Below are 22,295 nucleotides of genomic sequence, written 5' to 3' on the forward strand. Positions count from 1 at the left end.
ATGGCGACCACCGCATCCAAGACCCCTGCCCTTGAAATCAGCAACCTCGAGGCCTGGTACGGCGAGTCGCACGTGCTGCATGGCGTGGACATCGTCGTGCAACCCGGCGAGGTGGTCACGCTGCTGGGGCGCAACGGCGCGGGCCGCACCACCACCATGCGCGCGATCATGGGGCTGACCGGCGCGCGCAAGGGCTCGGTCAAGATCAACGGCGTCGAGACGATCCACATGCCCACGCACCGCATCGCCCACCTGGGCGTGGGCTACTGCCCGGAAGAGCGCGGCATCTTCTCCAGCCTGTCGTGCGAGGAAAACCTGCTGCTGCCGCCGGCGCTGAAGACCGGCACCCCCGGCATGTCGGTGCAGGAGATCTACGCCATGTTTCCCAACCTGGCCGAACGCAGGAACAGCCAGGGCACGCGCCTGTCGGGCGGCGAGCAGCAGATGCTGGCCGTGGCCCGCATCCTGCGCACGGGGGCCAACCTGCTGCTGCTGGACGAGATTTCCGAAGGCCTGGCGCCTGTCATCGTGCAGGCGCTGGCCCGCATGATCACCATGCTGCGCGAAAAGGGCTACACGGTGGTCATGGTGGAGCAGAACTTCCGCTTCGCCGCGCCGCTGGCCGACCGCTTCTACGTCATGGAGCACGGCCGCATCGTCGAGAAGTTCGGTGCGTCCGAGCTTGAGGCAAAGATGCCCGTGCTCACCGAACTGCTGGGCGTTTAGTGTCTGCCGCGCGGAGCCAAAAAACCATGAACCTGTTTGAAATCCCCTTGCCCGCCTTGCTCAGCCAGCTGCTGCTGGGTCTCGTCAACGGGTCGTTCTATGCCATCCTGAGCCTGGGGCTGGCTGTGATCTTCGGCCTGCTCAACGTCATCAACTTCGCGCACGGCGCGCTGTTCATGGTGGGCGCAATCCTGGCGTGGATGGGCGGCGCCTACCTGGGCCTGGGCTACTGGCCCATGCTGCTCATCGCGCCGCTGGTGGTGGCGCTGATCGGCGTGGTGGTGGAGCGCATGTTGCTGCGCCGCATCTACAAGCTCGACCATCTTTATGGCCTGCTGCTCACGCTCGGCTTCACGATGGTCGTGGAAGGCATCTTCCGATCGGCCTACGGCGTGTCCGGGCTGCCGTATGACACGCCCGATGCCCTCACCGGCGCGTCGGACCTCGGCTTCATGGTGCTGCCCAACTACCGCGCCTGGGTGGTGGTGGCCTCGCTGGCCGTGTGCGTGGGCACCTGGTTCCTGATCGAGCGCACCCGCGTCGGAGCCTTTCTGCGCGCGGGCACCGAGAACCCGCGCCTTGTGGAAGCTTTTGGCGTGAACGTGCCGCTGATGATCACGCTCACCTACGGCTTTGGCGTAGCGCTGGCGGCCTTCGCGGGCGTGCTCGCCGCACCGGTAATGCAGGTATCGCCGCTCATGGGGCAGAACCTCATCATCGTGGTCTTCGCCGTGGTGGTGATCGGTGGCATGGGCTCCATCATGGGCTCCATCCTCACCGGCCTGGGGCTGGGTATCGTCGAAGGGCTCACCAAGGTGGTCTACCCCGAGGCGTCCTCCACCGTCGTGTTCTTCATCATGATCATCATCCTGCTCGTGCGTCCGGTAGGCCTTTTTGGCAAAGAGAAATGAGACCGCCCATGCATCGCAACAAATACTGGATCGGATATGGAGCATTGCTGGCCGTGCTGCTGGTGGCTCCTGCGCTGGGGGCGTACCCCGTGTTCGTGATGAAGCTGATGTGTTTTGCACTGTTCGCTTCGGCCTTCAACCTGCTGCTGGGATTCACTGGGCTCCTGTCCTTCGGCCACGCGGCGTTCTTCGGCTTCGCGGCCTACGTGTCTGGTTACGGCCTGCGCAACCTGGGGCTCACGCCCGAGCTGGCCTTGCTGGCGGGCACGCTGGTGGGCGCGTTGCTAGGCTGGGTTTTTGGTGTGCTGGCCATCCGTCGCCAGGGCATCTATTTCGCGATGATCACTCTGGCGTTGGCACAGATGGTGTACTTCTTTTGTCTGCAGGCGCCTTTCACGGGCGGCGAAGACGGCCTGCAGGGCGTGCCGCGCGGCCGCCTGCTCGGGCTGCTGAACCTGGCCAGCGACACGGTCCTGTACTACGTGGTGTTGGCGGTCGTAGTGTGCGCTTTTCTGCTGATCGTGCGCATCGTGCATTCACCGTTCGGCCAGGTGCTCAAGGGCATCAAGGAGAACGAGGCGCGTGCAGTGTCGCTGGGCTACGACGTGGGCCGGTTCAAGCTGGTGGCGTTCGTGCTGTCGGCGGCGCTGTCAGGCTTAGCGGGCTCCCTCAAGACGCTGGTGCTGGGCTTTGCCACGCTGACGGACGTGCACTGGTCTGCCTCGGGCTCGGTGATTCTGATGACGCTGGTTGGCGGCCTAGGAACGCTCAGCGGCCCACTGGTGGGCGCAGGCCTCCTGGTCGCGCTGGAGAACAAGATCGGCGAGCTGGGCGCTCTGCTGGTCCAACTGACGGGCATGCAGTGGCTCAATGCGCTGGGCGAGTCGGTGACCATCGTCACGGGGCTGATCTTCGTGGTGTGCGTGCTGGTTTTCCGCCGCGGGCTTGCGGGCGAGGTGATCGCAAGGCTGCTTGTGACGGGGAAACGTCGGTAGTATGTCCATCGGGCGAGCCTGATGTAGGCTGTATTTCCGTTGTGAAACCGAGACCGGAGCCACGACTTCGTCCAGGAATCCCTTTGAGAATGGAGCAAAACTTTGGCCAATAAATGCGAATGAAGGCGCCTCGATAGACGAGGTTTTTTTATAAGCTTGAAGCTTTGCCACAGGGCGCATGCTCGCCCGTGGCTATAGGGCCTGAAGTTCGTGCAGTCGGCCGCTCCGAGATCCCCTCTCTCCAAGCATTGATACCGGCAAACGCAAGCGAGCACCCCACACATTGAAGTTGCTCCGTGTATCGCATGGTGCCATTGGCGTCCCGCGCGACGACTCGGTGGTAGCTGGTAGCCCCACAGTGTCCACAGCGGTTTGGAATCGATGGTTGAGCTGTCATCTGCAGTGATTCTCACACCAACCCGTGGAACGTGCTTCCGCTTAACGATCATTCCAAATACTGGAACAGTCAATTCGCGACCGAGTGGTTTTTCCCTGAACACCATCGGCGTACAGTTCAACCCATCGATGAGCCGAACCCGCAAGGCGACTCACCGAACCCGGTTCAGGAATGGTTTTTGACCCGGCTTTTTTGAGACGCTTTTTTAGCTTTTAAGGATTTTCATCATGAACAACACCGCACGTTTCCTCTCCGTCGCTGCTGTTGCCGCTTTCGCCGCTTTTGGCGCCCATGCTGACGAAGCCGATGGCTCGCAATTCGCCCTGAAGTTCGACACCAACAGCACCCGCGCTGAAGTGGCTGCCGAAGCTGCTACCGTGGCACAAACACGCAGCATCGAGCCTGCTGGCTCGCGTGTGGTGACTTACAAGAGCACCGCTGACCGCGCTGCGGTGCGTGCCCAGGCTGCTGAAGCTCTGCGCACGGGCCAGATCCCCCACGGCGAATTCAGCGCCATGTAATTGGTAGACCAACTGCTCAAGTTGGATTGAAGCAGTTGCGGGACTTCCCATGGTGTTGGCACTTTGCATTTGCGGGTGCTGCTGCCATGGGGAGTGTTAACTGAACCGCAGGGGCGGGCAGGCAGAAAGGGCTCCTTTTGGGAGCCCTTTCTGTTTGTGGGCAGAGCCCACCTGCAAGCAGCTGTAAAACCCTGCGGGATCCGCGCATTCGGGCCCAAAGCGAGAGATGAACGGTGCTCCAATCGGGCTCCGTTTTGTTTGACTTGATTGCCTCTTCTGTGAATCGTTTGTTCTCTTGGCCAGGCCGTGTGCGCTTGGCAGTTGCGCTGGCCCTATCTCTAGTCGGCGTTGCTCTTCCGAATCTTTCCTGGGCGCGTTCTCCGCAGTTCGACAGTGCGGCCCTGCTCACGCCCGAGCCCACTTCCTTTGCCCAGTGCCCGCAGTTCTTTGCGAATGGCACACCACCTGCCATCACGCCCCGGCCGCAGTTGCGCGAGCTTTGCTATGAAGCGTTTGCGGTGCTGCACTCCGGGACGACCAAGACACCGGTGTTTGTGGCCCAGCGCCTGAACCGCAGGCTCATCGAGGAAGCGGACGAGAAACGGGCCAAGCGGTTCTTTGCAGATGCACGCCTGCCCAGTGGGGAGCGGGCGGAGCTGGAGGACTACAAGCACTCTGGCTACAGCCGTGGGCACATGGCGCCTGCGGGAGACATGCCGACGCCGACGGCCATGGCCCAGAGCTTCAGTCTGGCGAACATGGTTCCCCAAAACGCCCAACACAACGGGGGCGCCTGGAACAAGATCGAGCAGGACACGCGGCACTATGTGAAGCGGGCCAAGGGGGAGGTGTTTGTGATCACCGGGCCGGTGTTCACGGATGCGGGGCCACGCATTGGGGCCAATGGGGTGAAGGTGCCGACCTATCTGTACAAGCTGGTCTATGACGCCACGACCAACAAGGCCTGGGCGCACTGGCAGGAAAACCGGGAGGGGGAGATGGTGGATCGGCCGATCAGCTATCAGGAGTTGGTGAAACGTACGGGAGTGGAGTTTTTGCAAAGAAGTGCACTGCAGCATTGAGTCGCAGCAAGCGTGGCGTCAGCGGCGGGGTTATAAATCGGTCCTTTCCAACCTCTACACGTGAGCATCCATGAACCGCGCAGAACTCGTTGAAATCCTGGCTTCCAAGAATGACCTGTCCAAGACCGCCGCCAATGCGGTGCTGGAAACGCTGATCGACACCATCCAGACCGCCGTCAAGAAGGGCGACGCCGTACAGTTGGTGGGATTTGGCACCTTCAAGTCGGCCAAACGTGCGGCACGCACGGGCAAGAACCCATCGACGGGCGCAGCACTGAAGATCCCTGCGAGCACGGTGCCGAAGTTTGTGGCGGGTGCGAAGTTCAAGGCCGTTGTCGATCCGAAGGCTGCGAAGCGCAAGGCGGACAAGGCTGGGAAGTAAGTACGCAGTACAGCGCTTTCGGTCAATACCCAAACAAACCGCCACGGGCTCAGGCCTCTGGCGGTTTTGTTGTTCTAAGGGCGAAGAAGGAGTGCAACACCGGCTGTGCACCCGCCCCCTAAGTGCACGATATGGCGTCAAAGTTACCATTGGGCCTATGAATACGTTTTCTAATGCCTTTCGCACAGAAGTCGTTCGCATGGCTCGCAAGGAGCTCAAACCTGAACTCCAGGGTATGCGCAAAGCGATCACGAGCCATCGCTCAGAGATCGCAGCCCTGAAGCGAGAGGTTAAAGCTCTGACCTCCCAGCTCAAGGCCACTCAACGCCAAGTCAAAGCAGCGGATGTGCCCAAAGCCAAGGCGGTGACAGAAGACGTCACTCCCAAGAAGTCAAAGCAGATCCCGTTCGATGCTCAGGTGTTGATCGACAAACGCGCAGCACTCGGTATTACGCAGAAGCAGATGGCTCAGCTGCTGGGCGCTTCCTCGCTGTCCGTCTACAAGTGGGAGACGGGCCATGTCCATCCCCGGGCTGCGCAACTGGAGCGCATTGCTGAAGTGCTCAGGCTGGGCAAGCGCAAGGTGCAGGCGTTGCTCAATCCGCAGTAGCTCAGTATGGGGAAATTCCCAGGTCGCGCTCTCAGTAAGCGCAGCATTGCGTTAAGACTGAGCTTCACTACAGCGAAGCAGGGTTTTCATAAAAGCGTGGCAGTGTGCAGAGACGAGCGGCAATTGACTACCGAGTCCGCTCCAACGCGACCAGCCGCTCCTTGTTGGCCGCACTTGGGCAAGACGTAAGCTGTAGGTGCTACACCGCAGCTAGCCCAGCTGACGAATGGTGGATCTCACCCGCTTGCCGAGCTCAATGCAGAGCTCGCCGGCTCGGATTCGAGCTTCGTAGGAATACGTGAACTACCTCATGGTAGTCCAAGTTTTCGTCCGCACCTCGTGGGTCAGCTCTCAGTGGAATCCAACACCCTGCCGCAAAGTGGAACACCCCTGCCCTTACCACCATAAAGAATTGGCCAGCAGCAACTTTTGCAGCACCAAAGATGCTAGCTACAAAAGCGGGACGATACGCAGAACGGCGACGATACTGAAGCATCAATTGCGCACCGATCAACGACCTCGGAGATTTCCAACGCGGCACATGCTGATCACGATGTCGACAAGCTTGGGCAACATTCCCTCAATGGCTGTCCCGTGCACGTGACGTGAATTTCTTCGCTCCCGCCGAATAGTTACCTGACGCGAAATTGATGGCATGGCCATTGCGCGCAGCTGCCCTGGCCTTGGCGAAGAGTTCATCCCCCATTTCTCTCCACCATGCCTTGGTGATAGCCACCGATGTGGTCGGCCAGGTGGCAATGAGACTGCAGATTTCAGCCACACGGCGATCTAGAAGCTCATCGTCCACGACTTCATGCACCAGGCCCAATGCGAGCGACTGCTCCGCGGAGGCGATCTCGGCCATCAGGACCATTTGCTTCATCGCGGCTTCGCCGATGATCGACACGAGCAGTGCGCTACCGAAGATCGCTGCCGAGCCGACCTTGAACTCAGTCATTCCAAGGCGGGCCTTGGTCGATGCGATGCGAAGATCGGACAACAGCGCAATCTGCAGGCCGGCGCCCGCCGCAACGCCGTTGATGCGGGAGATGATCGGCTTCCTGACGTTACGGAACACCTCATACAAGTCCATGTACCCATCTATGCGTGCGGCTGAACCCGCAGCATCCATCGCCGCGCTCTCGTACTGGTCCTGACCGGCACAAAACGCCTTCCCCTGGCCCGTGATCACAATGGAGCGTACGGAATCATCCGCATCCGCCGCAAGCAGGGCTTCACGGAACAACACTCGCTGTTCGTGGTTGAACGCATTCATCACTTGAGGGCGATCCAGCGTGATCAATGCGGCGGCTCCATCGATGGCGAGGGTGACACAAGGTGTCTTTGAGGTGGTTTCAGTCATTGCTTCTTTCGTAGAGTTCGAGGTCATCGCGTGGCCGCCCTGATCGGCTTGACTACCGTCTCCCACTTGGCTGACTCCTGCAGGACTTTTTCGCGCGCTTGAACAGAGGTGCTTTGAATCACCTGAACACCCAACTGGCCAAGTCGGCGCTGCGTTGCCTCGTCGCTCAAGGCCTTGTTGAGCGCAACGTTCAATACGGTGATGACCGCTTCAGGAGTGCCTTTGGGCGCAAGCACTGAGTAGGTTGCAGCCGCTATGAACTGAGGCAGTCCTTGCTCGGCAAACGTGGGAACGTCGGGCATGATGGGCAACCGCTGTGCACTGGCCACCCCGATCGCCGTGACGCGCCCCGAGGCAAGGTTGGTCAGCGCCGTGGGTGAGGTTGTCACCAAGAGCTGAATCTGGTCGGAGAACAGGTCGGCGATGGCCGGTGCGGAGCCTCGGTACGGCACATGCAGCAAGTCAAGGTTGGCCTGCTGCATGAACCATTCCGTGACGATGTGTTCCGTCGATCCGTTCCCAGCAGAACCGTAAGCCAGTTTGCCGGGGCTCTTGCGCGCTTGCGCGCCCAGGTCCGCGTACGACGCGATGCCGCTGGACTTGGAGGACAGCATCACCAACGGCAGCTCTCCTACGGTGGCGATGGGGCTGAAGTCCTTCGCCATCTCAAAACCTGTCACGTCCGCTCCCAGCATCTTCTCGGACATGACATAGGAGGTCGTTGGCGACATCAGCAGGGTGTAGCCATCCGCAGCGGCCCTCTTCACATACTGCGCAGCGATGGCGCCCGAGGCTCCGGTCCTGTTGTCGACGATGACCGACGTCTTCAGTTGAACGGACAAGCTTTGCGCGATGGCTCGTCCCACCACATCCACACCGCCGCCAGCGGAGAACCCGACGACCAGATTGATCGGCTTGTCTGGGAACGCCGCGCTCGCGCCGCTTGCTAGCAAAAAGCTCAGCACTGCGACAGCGCCCCGGCACCAATTTTTCAGTTCTGTCGGGATCATGTTTTTCCTATCAAATGAACAGTTGAAAAAGAAATGGAGATGCGACTCGCAAGGCTCTGATTCAGCCCTTGCCTGGACGGAAGTCCGTCGTTGTGACGTCCCAGACGCCGTCCACCCGGCGCGAAAGGTCCTTTTTCTGAATCCTCTGGGTAGGCGTTTTGGGAAAGCTGTCGATGAACTCGACATAGCGTGGAATCTGAAAGTAAGGCAGCCGCTGGCTTGCCCACCGAACCAGCTCCAGGGGGGCAGCGGCCCCTTCTTCGCGCAGGCGCACGATCAACTTGAGCTCGTCTTCACCCAGATCGCTCGGCACGCCCACCAGAGCCACCTCGGCAATCGCCTCGTGCTCTGCAAAGACACTCTCGACATCCCATGCCGAGATGTTGATACCCCGTCGCCGTAGCATGTCCTTCTTCCGCCCTGCGTAGTAGAGATTTCCCTGAGCGTCGGCATGAGCGAGATCTCCTGTCAGAAACAGATCGCCCCGGCGTGCTGCTGCGTCGGCCGCAGGGTTTCGGAAGTAGCCCAGAAAGCCCAGACGTGGGTCATGGGCGCGCAGCGCCAACTCTCCCGTCTTGCCTTGCGGGGTTGGGGTGCCATCCTCTTCAAGCAAGGAGACGTCGTAATAGGAAAGCGGTTTGCCTACCGAGCCCTTGGTCCCATCAAGGTTGGCAGTGACGAACGTGATGAGCTCCGAAAGCCCATAACCCTCTCTCATCGTGACGCCGAAGCGTTCCGCGAACTCGCTCCAGATGTGCGCAGGGCATCCGCCGCCCCACGCAATGCGCACGCGGTGTTGCCGGTCATCTGCTCGAGCTGGCTGTTTCAGCAGCATCGGGAGCACACTGCCCAAGTAGTGGATGTGGGTCGCTTGGTGCGTACGGGCGTCGTCCCAGAACCGAGAGGCGCTGAAGCGCTCCAGCATGGCCAATTGGAAGCGGCCGATCAGCGCGGCAATTGCCACGGCCACGCCAGAACCATGGTGCAGCGCCTCCCAGAAGAGGAAAACGTCTCCAGGCTGGGCCTCTGTCAGCCGCAGTATTGCCAGGGGCCCTGCACGCAGGTGCCGATCAGACTTCAGCACCCCCTTGGGCGCACCCGTGGTGCCAGAGCTCGGGCTTAAAGCGATCACGTCGTCGGCATGCACATCGCACGCATGCTCCTCTGGTGCGCAGTGGACGAAGCTGTCGAACGCCCCGCTCTTGCCGTCACGCCAGATCACGCTGGCCAGGTTCGCTTCCACATCTTTCAGGGCTGCCTCATACGCTGTGTCTGCGACCAGCGCCTTGGGCTCCAGCTCCGTCAACAGGTGCTTAAGCGGCGCCCCGATCAGATGCACGTTGATGGGTACGCGGACCATGCCCAGTCGCGCCAGCGCAAAGAGCAGGTACAGGTGTTCCGCCCCCCCGGGCAGCATGACAGCCACCCGGTCTCCCCGCTGCAGCCCCTGGGCCTTGAGCATCGTCGCGACTTGGTTGACCCGCCGGTCGAGTATCGCGAATGTGATCCGCTCCTGTCGAAAAGTGCAATAGATCTCGTCGGGGTGAACGCGCGCACGGCGCGTGAGCAGTGCGCCGATGGTTTCGTCGTTCACCGGATCCATCTGCACTTGTGCGGTCGAGTCGCTTTCAACAGCCATCTTGGGTTCCATGACATTCCATGTAAATTGCAATGCAATTACATAAATTGAATAACAATGATGCAACTTTCTTTCTTTGTCGCACGTTTGTCAAGAACGGGGTTTACCCAGAAGGTCGTTAATTCGCGCTTCTTTTCATGTCGCAAGCAACCTTCGGCCGATTCACTCAGCGAGAGCGATCCGTCCTCCACAACAGTTGCGGGACGGGGAGGCAGGCGCGGGCTGGAGTATTCAGGCGACGCTGAACAGGCCATTCGAAATGGCACGCGTCGTGCCTTGGGAGGGCCGGCCAAGCGCAGAGCGCAGCCATAGCCACCATTCGCAATGCCGCAGGCCGCCCAAAGCAGGCCCACCTTCGAAGCGCTTCGCGACCGGTAAGGCTATTTCGGCAACAGGGTCGCCAGCCGCTGCGATAGGGCCAGGAGATGCTCGATAGGCGGTACCGCCCGGGTTATGCGGCCAGTCGTTCCTCCCGCAGATGCGAGATCAAATCGACGCTTCGCGCGCGGCTTCCTTCAGCAAGGGCAGAATTTCCTTCCGCGCCTTGGGGATGTCGAACCGGGTATGCACTGTGGAGACGTTTATCGCGGCGACCACGCGGCCAGAGTCAGTCACGGGGACCGAGACGGACACACCGTCCTCTCCAAAATTCTTCTCGGTAAACGAGTGGCCGTCCTGGAACGCTCTGCGGAAAATGGCAAGCACGTCGGTGTGGCTGCTGCTACCTAAGCGCGCACGGACTTCAGGTGCCAGCGCATCGAACATTTCCAACAGGCGTGCGTCAGACGCCTGGGACAAGAGCACCTGGCCAGATGAGGAGGTCAGTGCCGGAAACCTGCTGCCTACGGGCAGGTTGATCGCAGTGATGTGCGAGCTTGGGATGTTCTGCAGCACCACCACGTCATCGCCGTCGAGTTCGACCCACGAGACGGTTTCCAGTGTTTTGGCAGCCAGCCCTTGCAACAAGGGGTAGGCCAAGTCCCTCTGGGAGTGGTGCCGGTGAATACCGCGTACCAAGCCGAGAAGCTTCAGAGCAGGAAAGTACTTCTTGGACGCTTCGTCCTTGTTCAAGTACCCCAACTGGTGCAGAGTGTAAACATAGCGTTGCGCTGCGCTGCGGCCCATCCGAGTTTCTTCGGCGATGTCACCAATAGATAGGTGTTCCGCATGCTGGTTGAACAGCTCGAGCACGCGCATGCCCTTTTCCATGGAGCCAATGAACAGTCGTGCATCCGGTTCGGGTTGTCCTGCCATTGCTGTGATTGCTGACGCTTGCTTCTAAAGTTCAGGACGGGGAGCGCACTTGCGCCACAGGCAAACAGATTACGCGAAAACCGAACAACAGATTCTAGCGATTGTGATGGCAAGCTCGTGCTTAGAACCTGTTCAGAATCTTTTGAGCAATAAAGCCTAGAACGAACGCCAGATGGACGAACTGCAAGCAGAGGGGTTGAGCAGGCGCTCGCCGCTCCTCTACATGGGTTCCACGTTTTTGCGAGCCATGGGAAGCATCATGCCTGTGCGATAGCCGCGAAGACCCGCATGCCGGTCTGCGTGACCCAAACCGTTACTCAAGTTGTAACGATAGTTATCAAAGAGCGCAACGGCACTAATCGATTCCCCAGTACAAATTCCTGAAGAACGTATTGTTAATTTATGACTCAATGCGTCTGGGGAACGCCAGTTCGGAATTCCACAGTTTCCTCCTCGCTCCTCCCAAGCGCGATCGAGATAGACAAGCAACCGGCTGTGCGATAGGCGTAACGTGGGCTAGGTGTGAGGATTCAATAGGTTGTATCCGGTGTTCATCCGGTGAATCGCCCCGGATTCCCTAGACACTTTTGAGCCGTTGGAAATGGCGTCTTTCGAACTCTACCGGTGAAGTATCTCCGGCAGTGCCGTGGCGTCGCTTAGGGTTGTAAAACATCTCGATGTAATTGAAGACATCGGCTCTGGCTTGATCGCGGGTTGGGTAGATCTGGCGGCGGATTCGCTCTCGTTTCAAACGTTGAAAGAAGCTTTCGGCCACGGCGTTGTCATGGCAATTGCCCCGACGGCTCATGCTGGAAACTAGGTTGTGAGCGCGCAGGAAGTCTTGCCATGCATGCCCAGTGAACTGACTGCCCTGATCAGAGTGGACGGTGACAGCGGCTTTGGGTTGCCGGCGCCACAATGCCATCAGCAGCGCGTTGAGCACTAACTCAGTGTCGATGCGGTGCCCCATGGACCAGCCGATCACCTGCCTGGAGAACAGGTCGATGACGGCGCTCAGGTACAACCAGCCTTCATGGGTGCGGATGGCCGAACCATCATCGGCCGGGTGACGGGCAAGGGACTAACCGACGAAATGTACGACCGGGGCTATCTGGTGGTCGATGGCGTTGACAGCAAGGCCCACTATGTGGCGTTGCCACCCAAGGCCGAGCTGGAGCAGTACCCCATGGGCGCGGTGGTCGAGGTCAAGGGTTCAGCCAATCTGCGGGCAGCCGACAAGAACATCGCCACGCTGGCGACCAATGGGCTATACCGCACCGATCATCACCTGGCGATTGCACAAGGCCAGGCCAAGGAAGGCCGCGATCCGCAGGAGGTCGTCGCGGCCCATGTCCGACGCTTGGAAGCCCTTCGCCGAGCGGGCATCGTGGAGCGCGTGGCCGACGGGCTATGGAAGGTGCCCGATGACCTGCCCGAGCGTGGGCGCCAGTACGACGCACAGCGCCTGGGCGGCGTGGCCGTGGAGCTGAAATCGCACCTGCCCATCGAGCGGCAGGCGCGCTTGATCGGTGCCACCTGGCTCGACCAGCAGTTGGTCGGTGGTGGCAAAGGTTTGGGTGATCTGGGCTTTGGCAGCGAGGTCAAGGAGGCGCTGCAAAAGCGCGCCGACTTCCTGACCGAACAGGGACTGGCCGAGCGGCTCGGCCAGCGCGTGATCCTGGCGCGCAATCTGCTGGGCACGTTGCGCAACCGGGAACTGGCGCAGGCCGCGAAAGACATTGCCGCCGAAACCGGACTGGAGCATCGGCCAGTGGCCGACGGGCAGCGCGTGGCGGGTATCTACCGGCGCAGCGTCATGCTCGCCAGCGGGCGCTATGCGATGCTCGATGACGGAATGGGGTTCAGCCTAGTCCCGTGGAAGCCATTGATTGAGCTGCGGCTAGGGCGGCAGCTCGCGGCGACGGTGCGCGGCGGAGGGGCGTCTTGGGAAGTTGGACGACAACGAGGGATGGTGATCGGATGAGACCGCGATCTCGACGCCGAACAGCACCGAGTCAATCAAGCTCTCGCAATGATGATCCGCAGGCAGCAGGAGGCGGGGGATATCGAAGGAGCAAGTGAAATGTCGGCATTACCATGCTCGGGGCAAAGAAGTTTCGAACATGGCGAACTGCCCACCAGAACTCATCCCCATGGGCTCAGTATCTACACTATGGCTATCGCCACTCTTCGGTACCCTTGTACATCATCAAGCGGGCGCGCGAAATTTCGCCAAATAGGCACTGAAGGTCTCGGCATCGCAGGCGACCGTGTTGATGACCTGTTTAATTTCGTCGATTACGAAATCCAAATGTGGCTCGGTCATGCGCGGTGTGATGCACGCGACTCCGATTCCCAATTGCGTGCCGCCTGCCACTCCCTGCGGCAACGCGACTCCAACTGCTGTCACGCCACTGGTTTGGCGGTTGCGGTTAATGCCATAACCATCCCTTTGTGCCTGCAGGTATCCCAGCTTCAATGCCTCGACATTCACGTCGTGGAATTCGGGGTAGCGGTGAGCGTTGCCATCGATGATTTCGAAGGCTTCGTCCTGGCCGAGCTGACTCAAAAGATGCATTGAGGCGCCGCCCACCCCCAGGGGCCTGCGACCACCTTTCTCCATGACAAGCGTCTTGATGGGGAAGCTGCCTTCGGCCCGATCCAGGCAGACAGACTCGTCACCACTGCGAATGATCAGGAAAACGGTGTCGCCCGTTCGAGAGGCGAGGCCCGTCAGCAGGGGGCGAAAACTGTCGATCAAGGGGGAGCTGTACATGGCAGTCACGCCCAACTCCAGCATCAACGAGCCGAGCCGATAGCTCTTGTTCGCGTCGCGCTGCACCATGCGCGCCATCTCAAGCTCCTTCAGCACTCGATGCGCTGTCGGTACTTCGAGGCTCAGTGTCTTTGCCAACTTCGTCAGTCCAATTCCGTTGCGCTGCTGGCTCGCAATCAGCCGCAACACAAGGCTGGTGCGCTGGATTCCGAAGGTCATCTGCACTCCTTTTTGATATTCCAATAGTTGGAAGTTAATTGATGTTTTTTCTAGGTATAAACCAGAGATTTGCAATTTTACAGTGCCAATGACGTATGTTTATCCTAGAATTTACTCTCATGAATGATCGTTTCGATACTTCCAATAGTCGGAATATTAATTCCAGATGCGCATGCTACTCATGTGGATTCTCCGCAGGGCAGATTTCCGCTTTACGTCACCTCATCGAGCAGGACGCCCGCAAGGAGATCCGCGATGCTGATCCACTGCACGGCCTGAAGGTCGCAATGACCATCGACGATCTGTTTCTCTGGAAGGGAGTTCCCTGGGCGGACGGATACTCACCTGCGTCGGTCGCCAAGGAGCTCATCGGGACGTTCGTGCGGCAGGGCCTGCGAGGCGTTCATGCATTCACGGCGACCGCGCCTGCGGCGGCCGATCCGAAGTTGTTCGACATCTTCGACGACTGGGTCGAAGCCGGCCACCATGTCGGCAACCACACACACTTTCACTCGAACCTGAACTGGGTTTCGCCCCAAGGCTACATCAGGGACATTGAGCTTGGAGAGAAAGACGTTGCCCGCTGGCTGAGCGCGAGCAGCGTGAAGTACTTTCGCTATGGTCAAGACGGTTGGGGCAATACCCGCGAGAAGTACGACGAGGTCCAGGCGTACTTGAAGAGGAACGCGTACAAGGCGGCGCCGATCAGCGTCTGGTTCTACGACACCGAGTTCATCGCGCCCCATCTGCGCTGCATCAGATGCGGGGATGCAGATGCTCTCAAGATCGTGCAAGACGCATACGTCGAAACTGCGGTGCAGCAATTGCGAAGCCATGCACGGCTAGCTGCGGCGACTGCTGGCAGGACACCACCGCTGATCTTCCTGATGCACGCGACGCCGCTAGCCCAGGACTGCGCGGAGCGATTGATTGAGCGGCTCGTCGCATGCGGCGTGCAGTTCGTGAGCCTCGACATGGCCATGCAAGACCCTTTCAACAGCGACGACCCGGGCCTCGTCACCAACAAGTTCTACAACAAGACCCAGAAATGGGGCGCCCAAAAGAGCCTCTATCTCGAAGAGTGCCCGCCTTCCATCCTCGAGCGTCTTGACGGCATCCATCCCCAGTCCGGGCCAAGCACCCAGCAAATGATGACCAGCATTTTCGAGCCCATTGCCCGAGAAGTCGGCGGAACCTACGCCCTCAAACAGTACTGAACTTACAAAGGAGACAGTGAAATGAAAAAAGGAATTCTTGGCGCCTTTCTGGCCAGCGCAGTACTCTGCGCAGTTCTGCCTTGCGCCACTTGGGCAGCGGACAAGTTCCCCGAAAAGAGCGTGCGAATCGTCGTCCCGTATCCCGCGGGCGGCCCGGTCGATGGCATCACCAGGGCCCTGGCCACCCAACTGCAGGTCAAGTGGAAGCAACCCGTCGTGATCGACAACCGGCCTGGCGCAAACGAGATCATTGCCGCCGACCTGGTGGCGAAGTCGGCGCCGGATGGATATACGATTTTTGCGGCCACCGAGGCCGCGCTGACCGTCAATCCCTATCTGTACCGAAAACTTCCCTACAACGCGGCAAAGGATTTGACCCCGGTCACCCGTGTCATCGACATCCCGATGGTGCTCGTCGTGCCTAGCGCGCTTCCCGTGAAGACGATGCAGGACTTCATCGCGTTGGCGAAACAAAGCACATCCACGCCCCTGGCTTACGGCTCGTCAGGCCAAGGCGGGGTCAATCACCTGCCGCTGGCCATGCTCGAAAAGAACGAAGGCATCACGCTGAACCACGTTCCGTACAAGGGGGCCGCACCCATCATCACCGACCTCATTGCCAACACGGTGCAGATCTCGGCCATTGCGGTCAGCGTCGCGGAGCCGCACATCAAGAAAGGTTCGCTGCGCGGTTTAGCCGTGTCAGCTGAATCCCGGTTGCCATCGCTTCCAGACGTGCCGACCTTCAAGGAACTGGGAATGAAGGACATCGGCGCGCGCTTCGGCGTCGGCTTCGTCGTGCCTACCGGCACGCCCGTGCCGGTCATCAAGACGATCTCCGACGACGTGTCCGCCATCCTGAACGACCCCGCATTCGTCAAGCAATACGTCGCACCCATGTCCTACGTGGCCACTAGCAAGGGCACCGAGGAATACAAGGCATTCCTGCAGCGCGATGCAAGCGTTCAGCAAGAGCGTGTCACAGCCGCGGGCGTCAAGCTCGATTGATGGTGAACCACCCATGATCAAAAAGATTGCGGATACCATCGCCGAAGCCCTCACGGGTGTGCAAGATGGCGCCACGGTGTTGATAGGGGGCTTCGGCACCTCGGGCAACCCCAACGAGCTGATCGCCGGCCTGCTTGCCCAGGGCGCGCGCGAGCTCACCGTGGTCAACAACAACGCCGGCAACGGCGACCAGGGACTGGCCGCGCTGCTCAAGAGCGGCCAGGTGCGCAAGATCATCTGCAGTTTCCCACGCCAGGTGGACAGTTGGGTGTTCGACGATCTGTACCGCAGCGGCAGGATCGAACTGGAGCTCGTGCCCCAGGGCAACCTGGCCGAGCGCATGCGCGCCGCGGGCGCCGGCATCGGTGCCTTCTTCTGCCCCACCGCCTACGGCACCGAACTGGCCAAAGACAAGGAAACGCGCGAGATCAATGGGCGCCAGTACGTGCTCGAATACCCGATCTACGGCGACGTGGCGCTGATCAAGGCCGAGACGGGCGACCGCTGGGGCAACCTCAACTACCGCATGGCGGCGCGCAACTTCGGCCCGGTGATGGCCACCGCCGCCAAGCGCACCATCGCCACGGTGCACGAGATCGTGGAGCTGGGCGAGCTCGACCCCGAGGCCGTGGTCACCCCCGGCATCTACGTGAACAAGATCGTGAAGATCGAGCGCACTGCTACGCAGGCCGGTGGTTTCAAGCAATAAGCGAAGGAGATATCACCGTGGCTAGCTACAAAAAACGCAGCAAACAAGAACTCGCCGAGCGCGTGGCGCAAGACATCTTCGACGGCGCCTACGTGAACTTGGGCATCGGCATGCCCACGCAGGTGGCCAACTACATTCCGCAAGGCCGTGAAGTCATCCTGCAAAGCGAGAACGGCATCCTCGGCATGGGCCCGGCCCCGGCGCCCGGCCACGAGGACTATGACCTCATCAACGCCGGCAAGCAGCCTGTCACCCTGCTGCCCGGCGGCTGCTACTTCCACCACGCCGACAGCTTCGCGATGATGCGCGGCGGCCACCTTGACATCTCGGTGCTCGGCGCCTTCCAGGTGTCGGCCTCCGGCGACCTGGCCAACTGGAGCACCGGCGAGCCCGGCGCCATCCCCGCCGTGGGCGGCGCGATGGACCTGGCCGTGGGCGCCAAGCAGACCTGGGTGATGATGGACCTGATGACCAAGACCGGCGAATGCAAGGTGGTGCAAAGCTGCAGCTACCCGCTCACCGGCCTGGCCTGCGTCAAGCGCATCTACACCGACCTGTGCTCGCTCGAATGCACGCCAGGCGGCCTGCGCCTGATCGACACCGTACCCGGCCTGTCGCACGCAGAGCTGGAGCAGATGATCGGTCTGCCGATCGCGCAATAAACGTCAAAACCACCTCCAGCGCTTATGCAACAAGCGCTGGCAGCTCACTTTTTTGATAATCCCCCAGGAGACCCCATGACCCAAGCCTTCATCTGCGACGCCGTGCGCACCCCCTTTGGCCGCTATGGCGGCGCCCTGGCCGGCGTGCGCGCTGACGATCTGGGCGCCGTGCCCATCAAGGCGCTGATGGAGCGCAACCCGCAGGTCGACTGGACCGCCGTGGCCGACGTGCTCTACGGCTGCGCCAACCAGGCCGGCGAAGACAACCGCAACGTGGCGCGCATGTCGTCGCTGCTGGCCGGCCTGCCCATCGACGTGCCCGGCGGCACCATCAACCGCCTGTGCGGCTCGGGCCTGGACGCCATCGGCTCGGCCGCACGCGCCATCAAGGCGGGCGAGGCGCGCCTGATGATCGCCGGCGGTGTCGAAAGCATGAGCCGTGCCCCCTTTGTCATGCCCAAGGCCGACAGCGCCTTCAGCCGCAGCAATGCGGTGTACGACACCACCATCGGCTGGCGCTTCATCAACAAGCTGATGAAGGCGCAGTACGGCGTCGATTCGATGCCCGAGACGGCCGAGAACGTGGCCGATGATTTCAAGATCGAGCGCGCCGCGCAGGACCGCATGGCGCTGGCATCGCAGCAAAAAGCGGCCGCCGCCATCGCTGCTGGCTACCTGGCGCAAGAAATCGTGCCGGTCTCCATCGCGCAGAAAAAGGGCGACCCCATCGTCGTGAGCCAGGACGAGCACCCACGCGCCACTACCATCGAAGCGCTGGCCAAGCTCAAGGGCGTGGTGCGGCCTGACGGCAGCGTGACGGCAGGCAATGCATCCGGCGTGAACGACGGCGCCTGCGCGCTGCTGCTGGCCAATGAGGAAGCCGCCAAGCAATACGGCCTGACGCCGCGCGCCCGCGTGGTCGGCATGGCCACGGCCGGCGTGGCGCCGCGCATCATGGGCTTTGGCCCCGCGCCCGCCGTGCGCAAGGTGCTGGTCCAGACGGGCCTGACGCTGGCCGACATGGACGTAATCGAGCTGAACGAAGCCTTTGCCGCGCAAGGCCTGGCCGTGCTGCGCGATTTGGGCATCGCCGACGATGACAAGCGCGTCAACCCATGGGGCGGCGCCATTGCGCTGGGCCACCCGCTGGGCGCATCGGGTGCACGCCTGGCGACCACCGCCATCAACCAGCTGCACACACTGGGCGGGCGCTATGCGCTGTGCACCATGTGCATCGGCGTGGGCCAGGGCATTGCCGTCATCCTCGAGCGCGTGTAGGTCCGCGCCTTACACACAGAGAATTCAAACCATGAATCAATTTCTCAAAACCAGGCGCGAGGGTGCTGTCCTTCTGATCACGATGGACGAACCGCAAACACGCAACGCGCTCACTGGCAATTCCGCGGCGGAGGAATTCGTGCGGCAATGCGAGGCCATCGCCCTCGATTCGTCGATACGGGCCGTGGTCCTCACCGGCGAGGGGCCGTGCTTCAGTTCGGGCGGGAACGTGAAGGACATGAAGAAGTACTTCACCGACAGACCGTCACCGTTCCAGATTCGTGAGGAATACCGCCACGGCATCCAGCGCATTCCGAAGGCGCTCTTCCACCTGGAAGTTCCTACCATCGCGGCGGTGAACGGTGCCGCCATGGGTGCGGGCATGGATCTGGCCTGCATGTGCGACATCCGCATTGCCTCGAAAAACGCGACGTTCGCCGAGAGCTTCGTCAAGGTCGGGATCGTTCCTGGCGACGGTGGCGCGTGGCTGCTGCCGCGCATTGTTGGCATGTCGAAAGCGGCACAGCTCGCGTTCTCCGGCGATGTTCTGTCAGCCGAGGAGGCAGTGCGCTGCGGCTTGATTTCGGAGGTAGTTGAGCACGACCAATTGCTTGGCACGGCAATGGGCCTGGCGCATCGGATCGCGGCCAATCCGGGGGAGGTCATGCGCATGACCAAGCGGCTGCTGCGGGAAGGCCAGCACATGTCGCTGGAGTCGCTGCTGGAGTTGTCCGCTTCTTACCAAGCCATTGCGCATTGCGGGGCCGATCACGAAGAGGCTGTACGCGCATTTATCGAGAAGCGCCCTGCGGTCTTCAATCAAGGTTAAGGTCGTCTGTGACGAGAGCGCTCCAACCGTTCGAGACTTGTGCCCGGATGACAAGCGTTGGGTCTACACAGTTCTGACCGAGAAGGGGCGCGAACGACTCGAAAGTGCGCAACCCGACTACGAGAAGGCACTGGAGGGGGCGCTCCGGGAACATGGAGGCGAGAAGCTGCTGAAGGCGCGGTAGGCTTGCTTGTTACGCCTGACCTGTAGGACGTGGGCTTCTCCATGCCTGACGAAGTGGACGACGGCATCATTGTCGAGCCGGCCCGGGAAAGCGACCTGATGGTGGCCGTGCCCGCGCGCCATCCCGTGCTGGCCCACCAACGCATTCCGCTGGAAGAGGTGCTACGCCATCCCCTGGCACTTGGCGATTCAGCGGCACAGCGCGCGCAGCACGTTCGCGAGTTTCTTGACGGCAACTTCCAGTTCATGCGGGGCATGGGCGGCGAATCCCATGAGGAAGCCTGCCTTGTGCTTGCTCGACGCATGCAGCGCCGTCAGCCCCAGCAAGTCGATGCCCGCCCGGCGTGCGGACTCCACCGCCTCGCGCTCGGGAATGTCGCGGATGAACACGCACGGCATCTGCATGCCCCCGGCGGGCACCCGTGCTTCCACGAAGTCGGCCAGATGCTCGCGCACCAGCCGCGCCAGCACGTCGCGGCGTTCGGCGTAGACGGCGCGCATGGTGCGCACATGGGCGCCGAAGTGGCCGCCCTCGATGAAGCGCGCCAGCGTGAGCTGCGGAATCGGCGCACTGTGCCCGTCCAGCAGGGTGCGGGCCACGGTCATGGGCGCCACCAGCGGCAGTGGCAGCACCATGTAGCCGATGCGCAGGCCAGGAAACAGCGACTTGGTGAAGGTGCCGATGTAGATCGTGCGCTCATGCGGATCGAGCCCCTGCACGCAGGCGGTGGGTTTGCCCGCGTAGTGGAACTCGCTGTCGTAGTCGTCCTCGATGATCCAGCCCTGCTGCGCTCTGGTCCATTCAATGACGGCCAGGCGCCGGTCCAGCGACAGTGTCGCCCCGGTGGGGAATTGGTGCGATGGCGTCAGGAACACCGCCCTGGCGGGTTCACCGGGCGCCTTGCTTGCCTCCAGCAAACGGTCTAACTGCAGGCCGTCTGCATCCAGCGGCACGGGCACGCATTCCAGCCCGGCGGCGTCGAACGCCTTGCGTGCACCGTGGTACGTGGGGTCTTCGATGAAGATTCGCTCACCCGCGTCGAGCAGCACCGTGGCGCACAGGGTCAAGGCTTGCTGGGAACTGGTCAGCACCAGTACGCGATCAGGCGTGGCGCGCGCCCCCGTTCTAGATTGACATAGTCAGCGATAGCGCGCCGCAGTGACGCCATGCCCTGCGGCGGGCTGTGCAGCAGCGCCAGGGTGCCGTATTCCTTCAACACCTGCCGCTCCAGTCGCTCCCAGGTCTGGAGAGGAAAGCTGCGCGTTTCGGGCACACCGGGTGCGAACGGGCGTGGTGTCAGGAAGTCGCGCACGCCGCCACTCTGGAACATGGCAGAGCCGCGCTGGCTCAGGCGCAGTGTGGCCTTGCGATCCACAGTGGTCTGCCGAGGTTTACCGCGTCCCGGTAGGCGCTGCGCCCGCTCCGACACAAAGCTACCACTGCCCACGCGCCGCTCGATGAAGCCTTCCGCGTGCAACTGGCTGTAGGCCGACTCGACCGTATCGCGGGACACCCCCAAAGACTTCGCCAAGGCGCGTGACGTGGGCAAGGGTCTGCCCACGTCAAGCACCCCATCAAGGATCAATTGGCGAATGGCCCGCTGTACCCGTGCGTGCAGCGGCAAGGCGCCATGCGCCGGGTCACCGATCCAGGCTTTGACGGATTCAAGTGGCGCGTGCTTGAACAATTGGCCGGTATCTCTTCACAAAAGTGGCGGGGAACATCCAACCATTTTAAATCTATAAGTACGTTTCACAAGCCATTCAACCGATTTGTCAGGAGCCTCCGTCAAGCCATGCCATCCGTCCCTTCACATTCATCCGTTCGCTGGAACGATCTCACCCATCCCGTCGTAGCCGGCCTGATCTCGGTCATCGTCAACTACGGCGGCACCTTCATCCTGGTGTTCCAGGCCGCCAAGGTCGCGGGCCTGAGCCCGGAGCTGACGGCCTCGTGGGTGTGGTCGATTTCCATCGGTGTGGGCGTGACGGGGATCATCCTGAGCTGGCGGACGCGCGAGCCCATCATTACCGCCTGGTCCACGCCAGCGGCGGCGTTTCTGGTCACGGCGCTGGCAACCACGCCCTATGCCGAGGCGGTGGGTGCGTATCTGATTTCAGCAGCGGCATTTGTGTTGCTGGGGCTGTCGGGTTGGTTCGAGCGCTTGATCCGGCTGATTCCTCCGGGTGTCGTCGTGCAACCAACGAAAGCGCAGCCCACGGGCTGCGCTTCGCTTTAGGAGATGGGAGGCGACAAGCCGAGGCTATGATGGCGGTGCGACCTTGCCCGCTGCGATGCCCCTGCGCTCGCCACCGCGAAGCGCCTATGCGGCACCTAGCGCGAAAATCGGCGAGTGCACGCGGAAGGCCGAATCTGGCCTAACCCATTGCCCCGTAAGACCTTTCGCACCGCTGCATGTCCGCATTAGGGGCTTGACAGCGGACATTTTTTATGGCCTCTGCCCACCGCTACCCCAGGTGGCTGGGGCCCTGCGCTGCCGCCCCACCCACGGCGTCGGCACGC

The 22,295-nt window shown here is 61.3% G+C and carries 18 protein-coding genes and 6 pseudogenes; 16 read left to right on the plus strand and 8 right to left on the minus strand.

Features of this window, described 5'->3' with window-relative positions:
* The 7 genes from AC07OD_RS16475 (at nucleotide 1) to AC07OD_RS16505 (ending at nucleotide 5,624) form a co-directional block, all read left to right on the plus strand.
* Nucleotides 1–726, plus strand: a complete 726-nt coding sequence (locus tag AC07OD_RS16475) for an ABC transporter ATP-binding protein (protein WP_218340166.1) — start codon at nucleotides 1–3, stop codon at nucleotides 724–726.
* Nucleotides 727–752: 26 nt separating this feature from the next.
* A complete protein-coding gene (locus AC07OD_RS16480; RefSeq protein ID WP_494597548.1) occupies nucleotides 753–1,637 on the plus strand; it encodes a branched-chain amino acid ABC transporter permease in 885 nt (294 codons plus the stop codon).
* An 8-nt stretch (nucleotides 1,638–1,645) separates the two neighbouring features.
* Nucleotides 1,646–2,632 (plus strand): branched-chain amino acid ABC transporter permease, encoded by a 987-nt coding sequence (locus tag AC07OD_RS16485; protein ID WP_494597549.1) that lies wholly within the window; start codon nucleotides 1,646–1,648, stop codon nucleotides 2,630–2,632.
* Nucleotides 2,633–3,256: 624 nt separating this feature from the next.
* Nucleotides 3,257–3,550: a DUF4148 domain-containing protein gene (locus tag AC07OD_RS16490; RefSeq protein ID WP_494597550.1), complete on the plus strand. Its 294-nt coding sequence runs from the start codon at nucleotides 3,257–3,259 to the stop codon at nucleotides 3,548–3,550.
* Between the two features lie 308 nt (nucleotides 3,551–3,858).
* Nucleotides 3,859–4,632, plus strand: coding sequence for a DNA/RNA non-specific endonuclease (locus AC07OD_RS16495; protein WP_494597568.1), 774 nt, complete (start codon nucleotides 3,859–3,861; stop codon nucleotides 4,630–4,632).
* Nucleotides 4,633–4,702: 70 nt separating this feature from the next.
* Nucleotides 4,703–5,014 carry an HU family DNA-binding protein gene (locus tag AC07OD_RS16500; protein ID WP_056057356.1) on the plus strand — a complete coding sequence of 104 codons (312 nt, stop codon included), beginning with the start codon at nucleotides 4,703–4,705 and terminating at the stop codon, nucleotides 5,012–5,014.
* Nucleotides 5,015–5,171: 157 nt separating this feature from the next.
* A complete protein-coding gene (locus AC07OD_RS16505; RefSeq protein WP_494597551.1) occupies nucleotides 5,172–5,624 on the plus strand; it encodes a helix-turn-helix domain-containing protein in 453 nt (150 codons plus the stop codon).
* A gap of 580 nt (nucleotides 5,625–6,204) precedes the next feature.
* On the opposite strand, the gene AC07OD_RS16510 is transcribed toward AC07OD_RS16505, so the two are convergent.
* The 6 genes and pseudogenes from AC07OD_RS16510 to AC07OD_RS16535 all read right to left on the minus strand — a co-directional run.
* Entirely contained in the window at nucleotides 6,205–6,987 is a 783-nt protein-coding gene (locus tag AC07OD_RS16510; RefSeq protein ID WP_494597552.1) for an enoyl-CoA hydratase/isomerase family protein, read from the minus strand.
* 23 nt (nucleotides 6,988–7,010) lie between these two features.
* Nucleotides 7,011–7,997, minus strand: a complete 987-nt coding sequence (locus AC07OD_RS16515) for a Bug family tripartite tricarboxylate transporter substrate binding protein (protein WP_494597553.1) — start codon at nucleotides 7,995–7,997, stop codon at nucleotides 7,011–7,013.
* Between the two features lie 61 nt (nucleotides 7,998–8,058).
* Nucleotides 8,059–9,648 carry an AMP-binding protein gene (locus tag AC07OD_RS16520; protein WP_494597554.1) on the minus strand — a complete coding sequence of 530 codons (1,590 nt, stop codon included), beginning with the start codon at nucleotides 9,646–9,648 and terminating at the stop codon, nucleotides 8,059–8,061.
* A 474-nt stretch (nucleotides 9,649–10,122) separates the two neighbouring features.
* Nucleotides 10,123–10,890, minus strand: coding sequence for an IclR family transcriptional regulator (locus AC07OD_RS16525; protein ID WP_494597555.1), 768 nt, complete (start codon nucleotides 10,888–10,890; stop codon nucleotides 10,123–10,125).
* A 222-nt stretch (nucleotides 10,891–11,112) separates the two neighbouring features.
* A pseudogene (locus tag AC07OD_RS16530) lies at nucleotides 11,113–11,250 on the minus strand (IS701 family transposase); the annotation flags it as partial.
* Nucleotides 11,251–11,467: 217 nt separating this feature from the next.
* Nucleotides 11,468–11,947: pseudogene (locus tag AC07OD_RS16535) on the minus strand (IS3 family transposase); the annotation flags it as partial.
* Between AC07OD_RS16535 and AC07OD_RS16540 the strand changes: the two are divergent.
* Nucleotides 11,927–12,874: pseudogene (locus AC07OD_RS16540) on the plus strand (DUF3363 domain-containing protein); the annotation flags it as partial. The pseudogenes AC07OD_RS16535 and AC07OD_RS16540 sit on opposite strands and share 21 nt — an antisense overlap.
* Nucleotides 12,875–13,099: 225 nt before the next feature.
* Here the strand turns inward: AC07OD_RS16540 and AC07OD_RS16545 are convergent.
* Nucleotides 13,100–13,885, minus strand: a complete 786-nt coding sequence (locus AC07OD_RS16545) for an IclR family transcriptional regulator (RefSeq protein WP_494597556.1) — start codon at nucleotides 13,883–13,885, stop codon at nucleotides 13,100–13,102.
* Nucleotides 13,886–14,004: 119 nt separating this feature from the next.
* Here AC07OD_RS16545 and AC07OD_RS16550 point away from each other — a divergent pair, with 119 nt between their 5' ends.
* From AC07OD_RS16550 to AC07OD_RS16580, 7 genes and pseudogenes are all read left to right on the plus strand, one after another.
* The gene (locus tag AC07OD_RS16550) at nucleotides 14,005–15,102 is read left to right on the plus strand and encodes a polysaccharide deacetylase family protein (RefSeq protein ID WP_494597557.1); all 1,098 of its coding nucleotides are present in this window, start codon (nucleotides 14,005–14,007) and stop codon (nucleotides 15,100–15,102) included.
* Nucleotides 15,103–15,123: 21 nt separating this feature from the next.
* A complete protein-coding gene (locus AC07OD_RS16555) occupies nucleotides 15,124–16,110 on the plus strand; it encodes a Bug family tripartite tricarboxylate transporter substrate binding protein (protein ID WP_494597558.1) in 987 nt (328 codons plus the stop codon).
* A gap of 13 nt (nucleotides 16,111–16,123) precedes the next feature.
* A complete protein-coding gene (locus AC07OD_RS16560) occupies nucleotides 16,124–16,819 on the plus strand; it encodes a 3-oxoacid CoA-transferase subunit A (RefSeq protein WP_494597559.1) in 696 nt (231 codons plus the stop codon).
* A 17-nt stretch (nucleotides 16,820–16,836) separates the two neighbouring features.
* Nucleotides 16,837–17,481 carry a 3-oxoacid CoA-transferase subunit B gene (locus AC07OD_RS16565; RefSeq protein WP_494597560.1) on the plus strand — a complete coding sequence of 215 codons (645 nt, stop codon included), beginning with the start codon at nucleotides 16,837–16,839 and terminating at the stop codon, nucleotides 17,479–17,481.
* A 75-nt stretch (nucleotides 17,482–17,556) separates the two neighbouring features.
* On the plus strand, nucleotides 17,557–18,759 hold the full coding sequence (gene pcaF / locus AC07OD_RS16570; protein WP_494597561.1) for a 3-oxoadipyl-CoA thiolase: 1,203 nt from the start codon (nucleotides 17,557–17,559) through the stop codon (nucleotides 18,757–18,759).
* A gap of 31 nt (nucleotides 18,760–18,790) precedes the next feature.
* Nucleotides 18,791–19,588, plus strand: coding sequence for a crotonase/enoyl-CoA hydratase family protein (locus AC07OD_RS16575; RefSeq protein ID WP_494597562.1), 798 nt, complete (start codon nucleotides 18,791–18,793; stop codon nucleotides 19,586–19,588).
* A 210-nt stretch (nucleotides 19,589–19,798) separates the two neighbouring features.
* Nucleotides 19,799–19,966, plus strand: a pseudogene (locus tag AC07OD_RS16580) (LysR substrate-binding domain-containing protein); the annotation flags it as partial.
* Here the strand turns inward: AC07OD_RS16580 and pdxR are convergent.
* Nucleotides 19,961–21,459 (minus strand): annotated as a pseudogene (gene pdxR / locus AC07OD_RS16585) (MocR-like pyridoxine biosynthesis transcription factor PdxR). The pseudogenes AC07OD_RS16580 and pdxR overlap by 6 nt on opposite strands.
* A 108-nt stretch (nucleotides 21,460–21,567) precedes the next feature.
* Between pdxR and AC07OD_RS16590 the strand changes: the two are divergent.
* Nucleotides 21,568–21,963 (plus strand): annotated as a pseudogene (locus tag AC07OD_RS16590) (benzoate/H(+) symporter BenE family transporter); the annotation flags it as partial.
* Between the last annotated feature and the right edge of the window lie 332 nt (nucleotides 21,964–22,295).

Source organism: Acidovorax sp. GW821-FHT10E03, assembly GCF_059415205.1.

Coding starts and splice junctions, on each gene's coding strand:
- AC07OD_RS16475 (WP_218340166.1), top strand. CDS start 1: ATGGCGACCACCGCATCCAAGACCCCTGCCCTTGAAATCAGCAACCTC.
- AC07OD_RS16480 (WP_494597548.1), top strand. CDS start 753: ATGAACCTGTTTGAAATCCCCTTGCCCGCCTTGCTCAGCCAGCTGCTG.
- AC07OD_RS16485 (WP_494597549.1), top strand. CDS start 1,646: ATGCATCGCAACAAATACTGGATCGGATATGGAGCATTGCTGGCCGTG.
- AC07OD_RS16490 (WP_494597550.1), top strand. CDS start 3,257: ATGAACAACACCGCACGTTTCCTCTCCGTCGCTGCTGTTGCCGCTTTC.
- AC07OD_RS16500 (WP_056057356.1), top strand. CDS start 4,703: ATGAACCGCGCAGAACTCGTTGAAATCCTGGCTTCCAAGAATGACCTG.
- AC07OD_RS16505 (WP_494597551.1), top strand. CDS start 5,172: ATGAATACGTTTTCTAATGCCTTTCGCACAGAAGTCGTTCGCATGGCT.
- AC07OD_RS16510 (WP_494597552.1), bottom strand. CDS start 6,987: ATGACTGAAACCACCTCAAAGACACCTTGTGTCACCCTCGCCATCGAT.
- AC07OD_RS16515 (WP_494597553.1), bottom strand. CDS start 7,997: ATGATCCCGACAGAACTGAAAAATTGGTGCCGGGGCGCTGTCGCAGTG.
- AC07OD_RS16520 (WP_494597554.1), bottom strand. CDS start 9,648: ATGGAACCCAAGATGGCTGTTGAAAGCGACTCGACCGCACAAGTGCAG.
- AC07OD_RS16525 (WP_494597555.1), bottom strand. CDS start 10,890: ATGGCAGGACAACCCGAACCGGATGCACGACTGTTCATTGGCTCCATG.
- AC07OD_RS16545 (WP_494597556.1), bottom strand. CDS start 13,885: ATGACCTTCGGAATCCAGCGCACCAGCCTTGTGTTGCGGCTGATTGCG.
- AC07OD_RS16550 (WP_494597557.1), top strand. CDS start 14,005: ATGAATGATCGTTTCGATACTTCCAATAGTCGGAATATTAATTCCAGA.
- AC07OD_RS16555 (WP_494597558.1), top strand. CDS start 15,124: ATGAAAAAAGGAATTCTTGGCGCCTTTCTGGCCAGCGCAGTACTCTGC.
- AC07OD_RS16560 (WP_494597559.1), top strand. CDS start 16,124: ATGATCAAAAAGATTGCGGATACCATCGCCGAAGCCCTCACGGGTGTG.
- pcaF (WP_494597561.1), top strand. CDS start 17,557: ATGACCCAAGCCTTCATCTGCGACGCCGTGCGCACCCCCTTTGGCCGC.
- AC07OD_RS16575 (WP_494597562.1), top strand. CDS start 18,791: ATGAATCAATTTCTCAAAACCAGGCGCGAGGGTGCTGTCCTTCTGATC.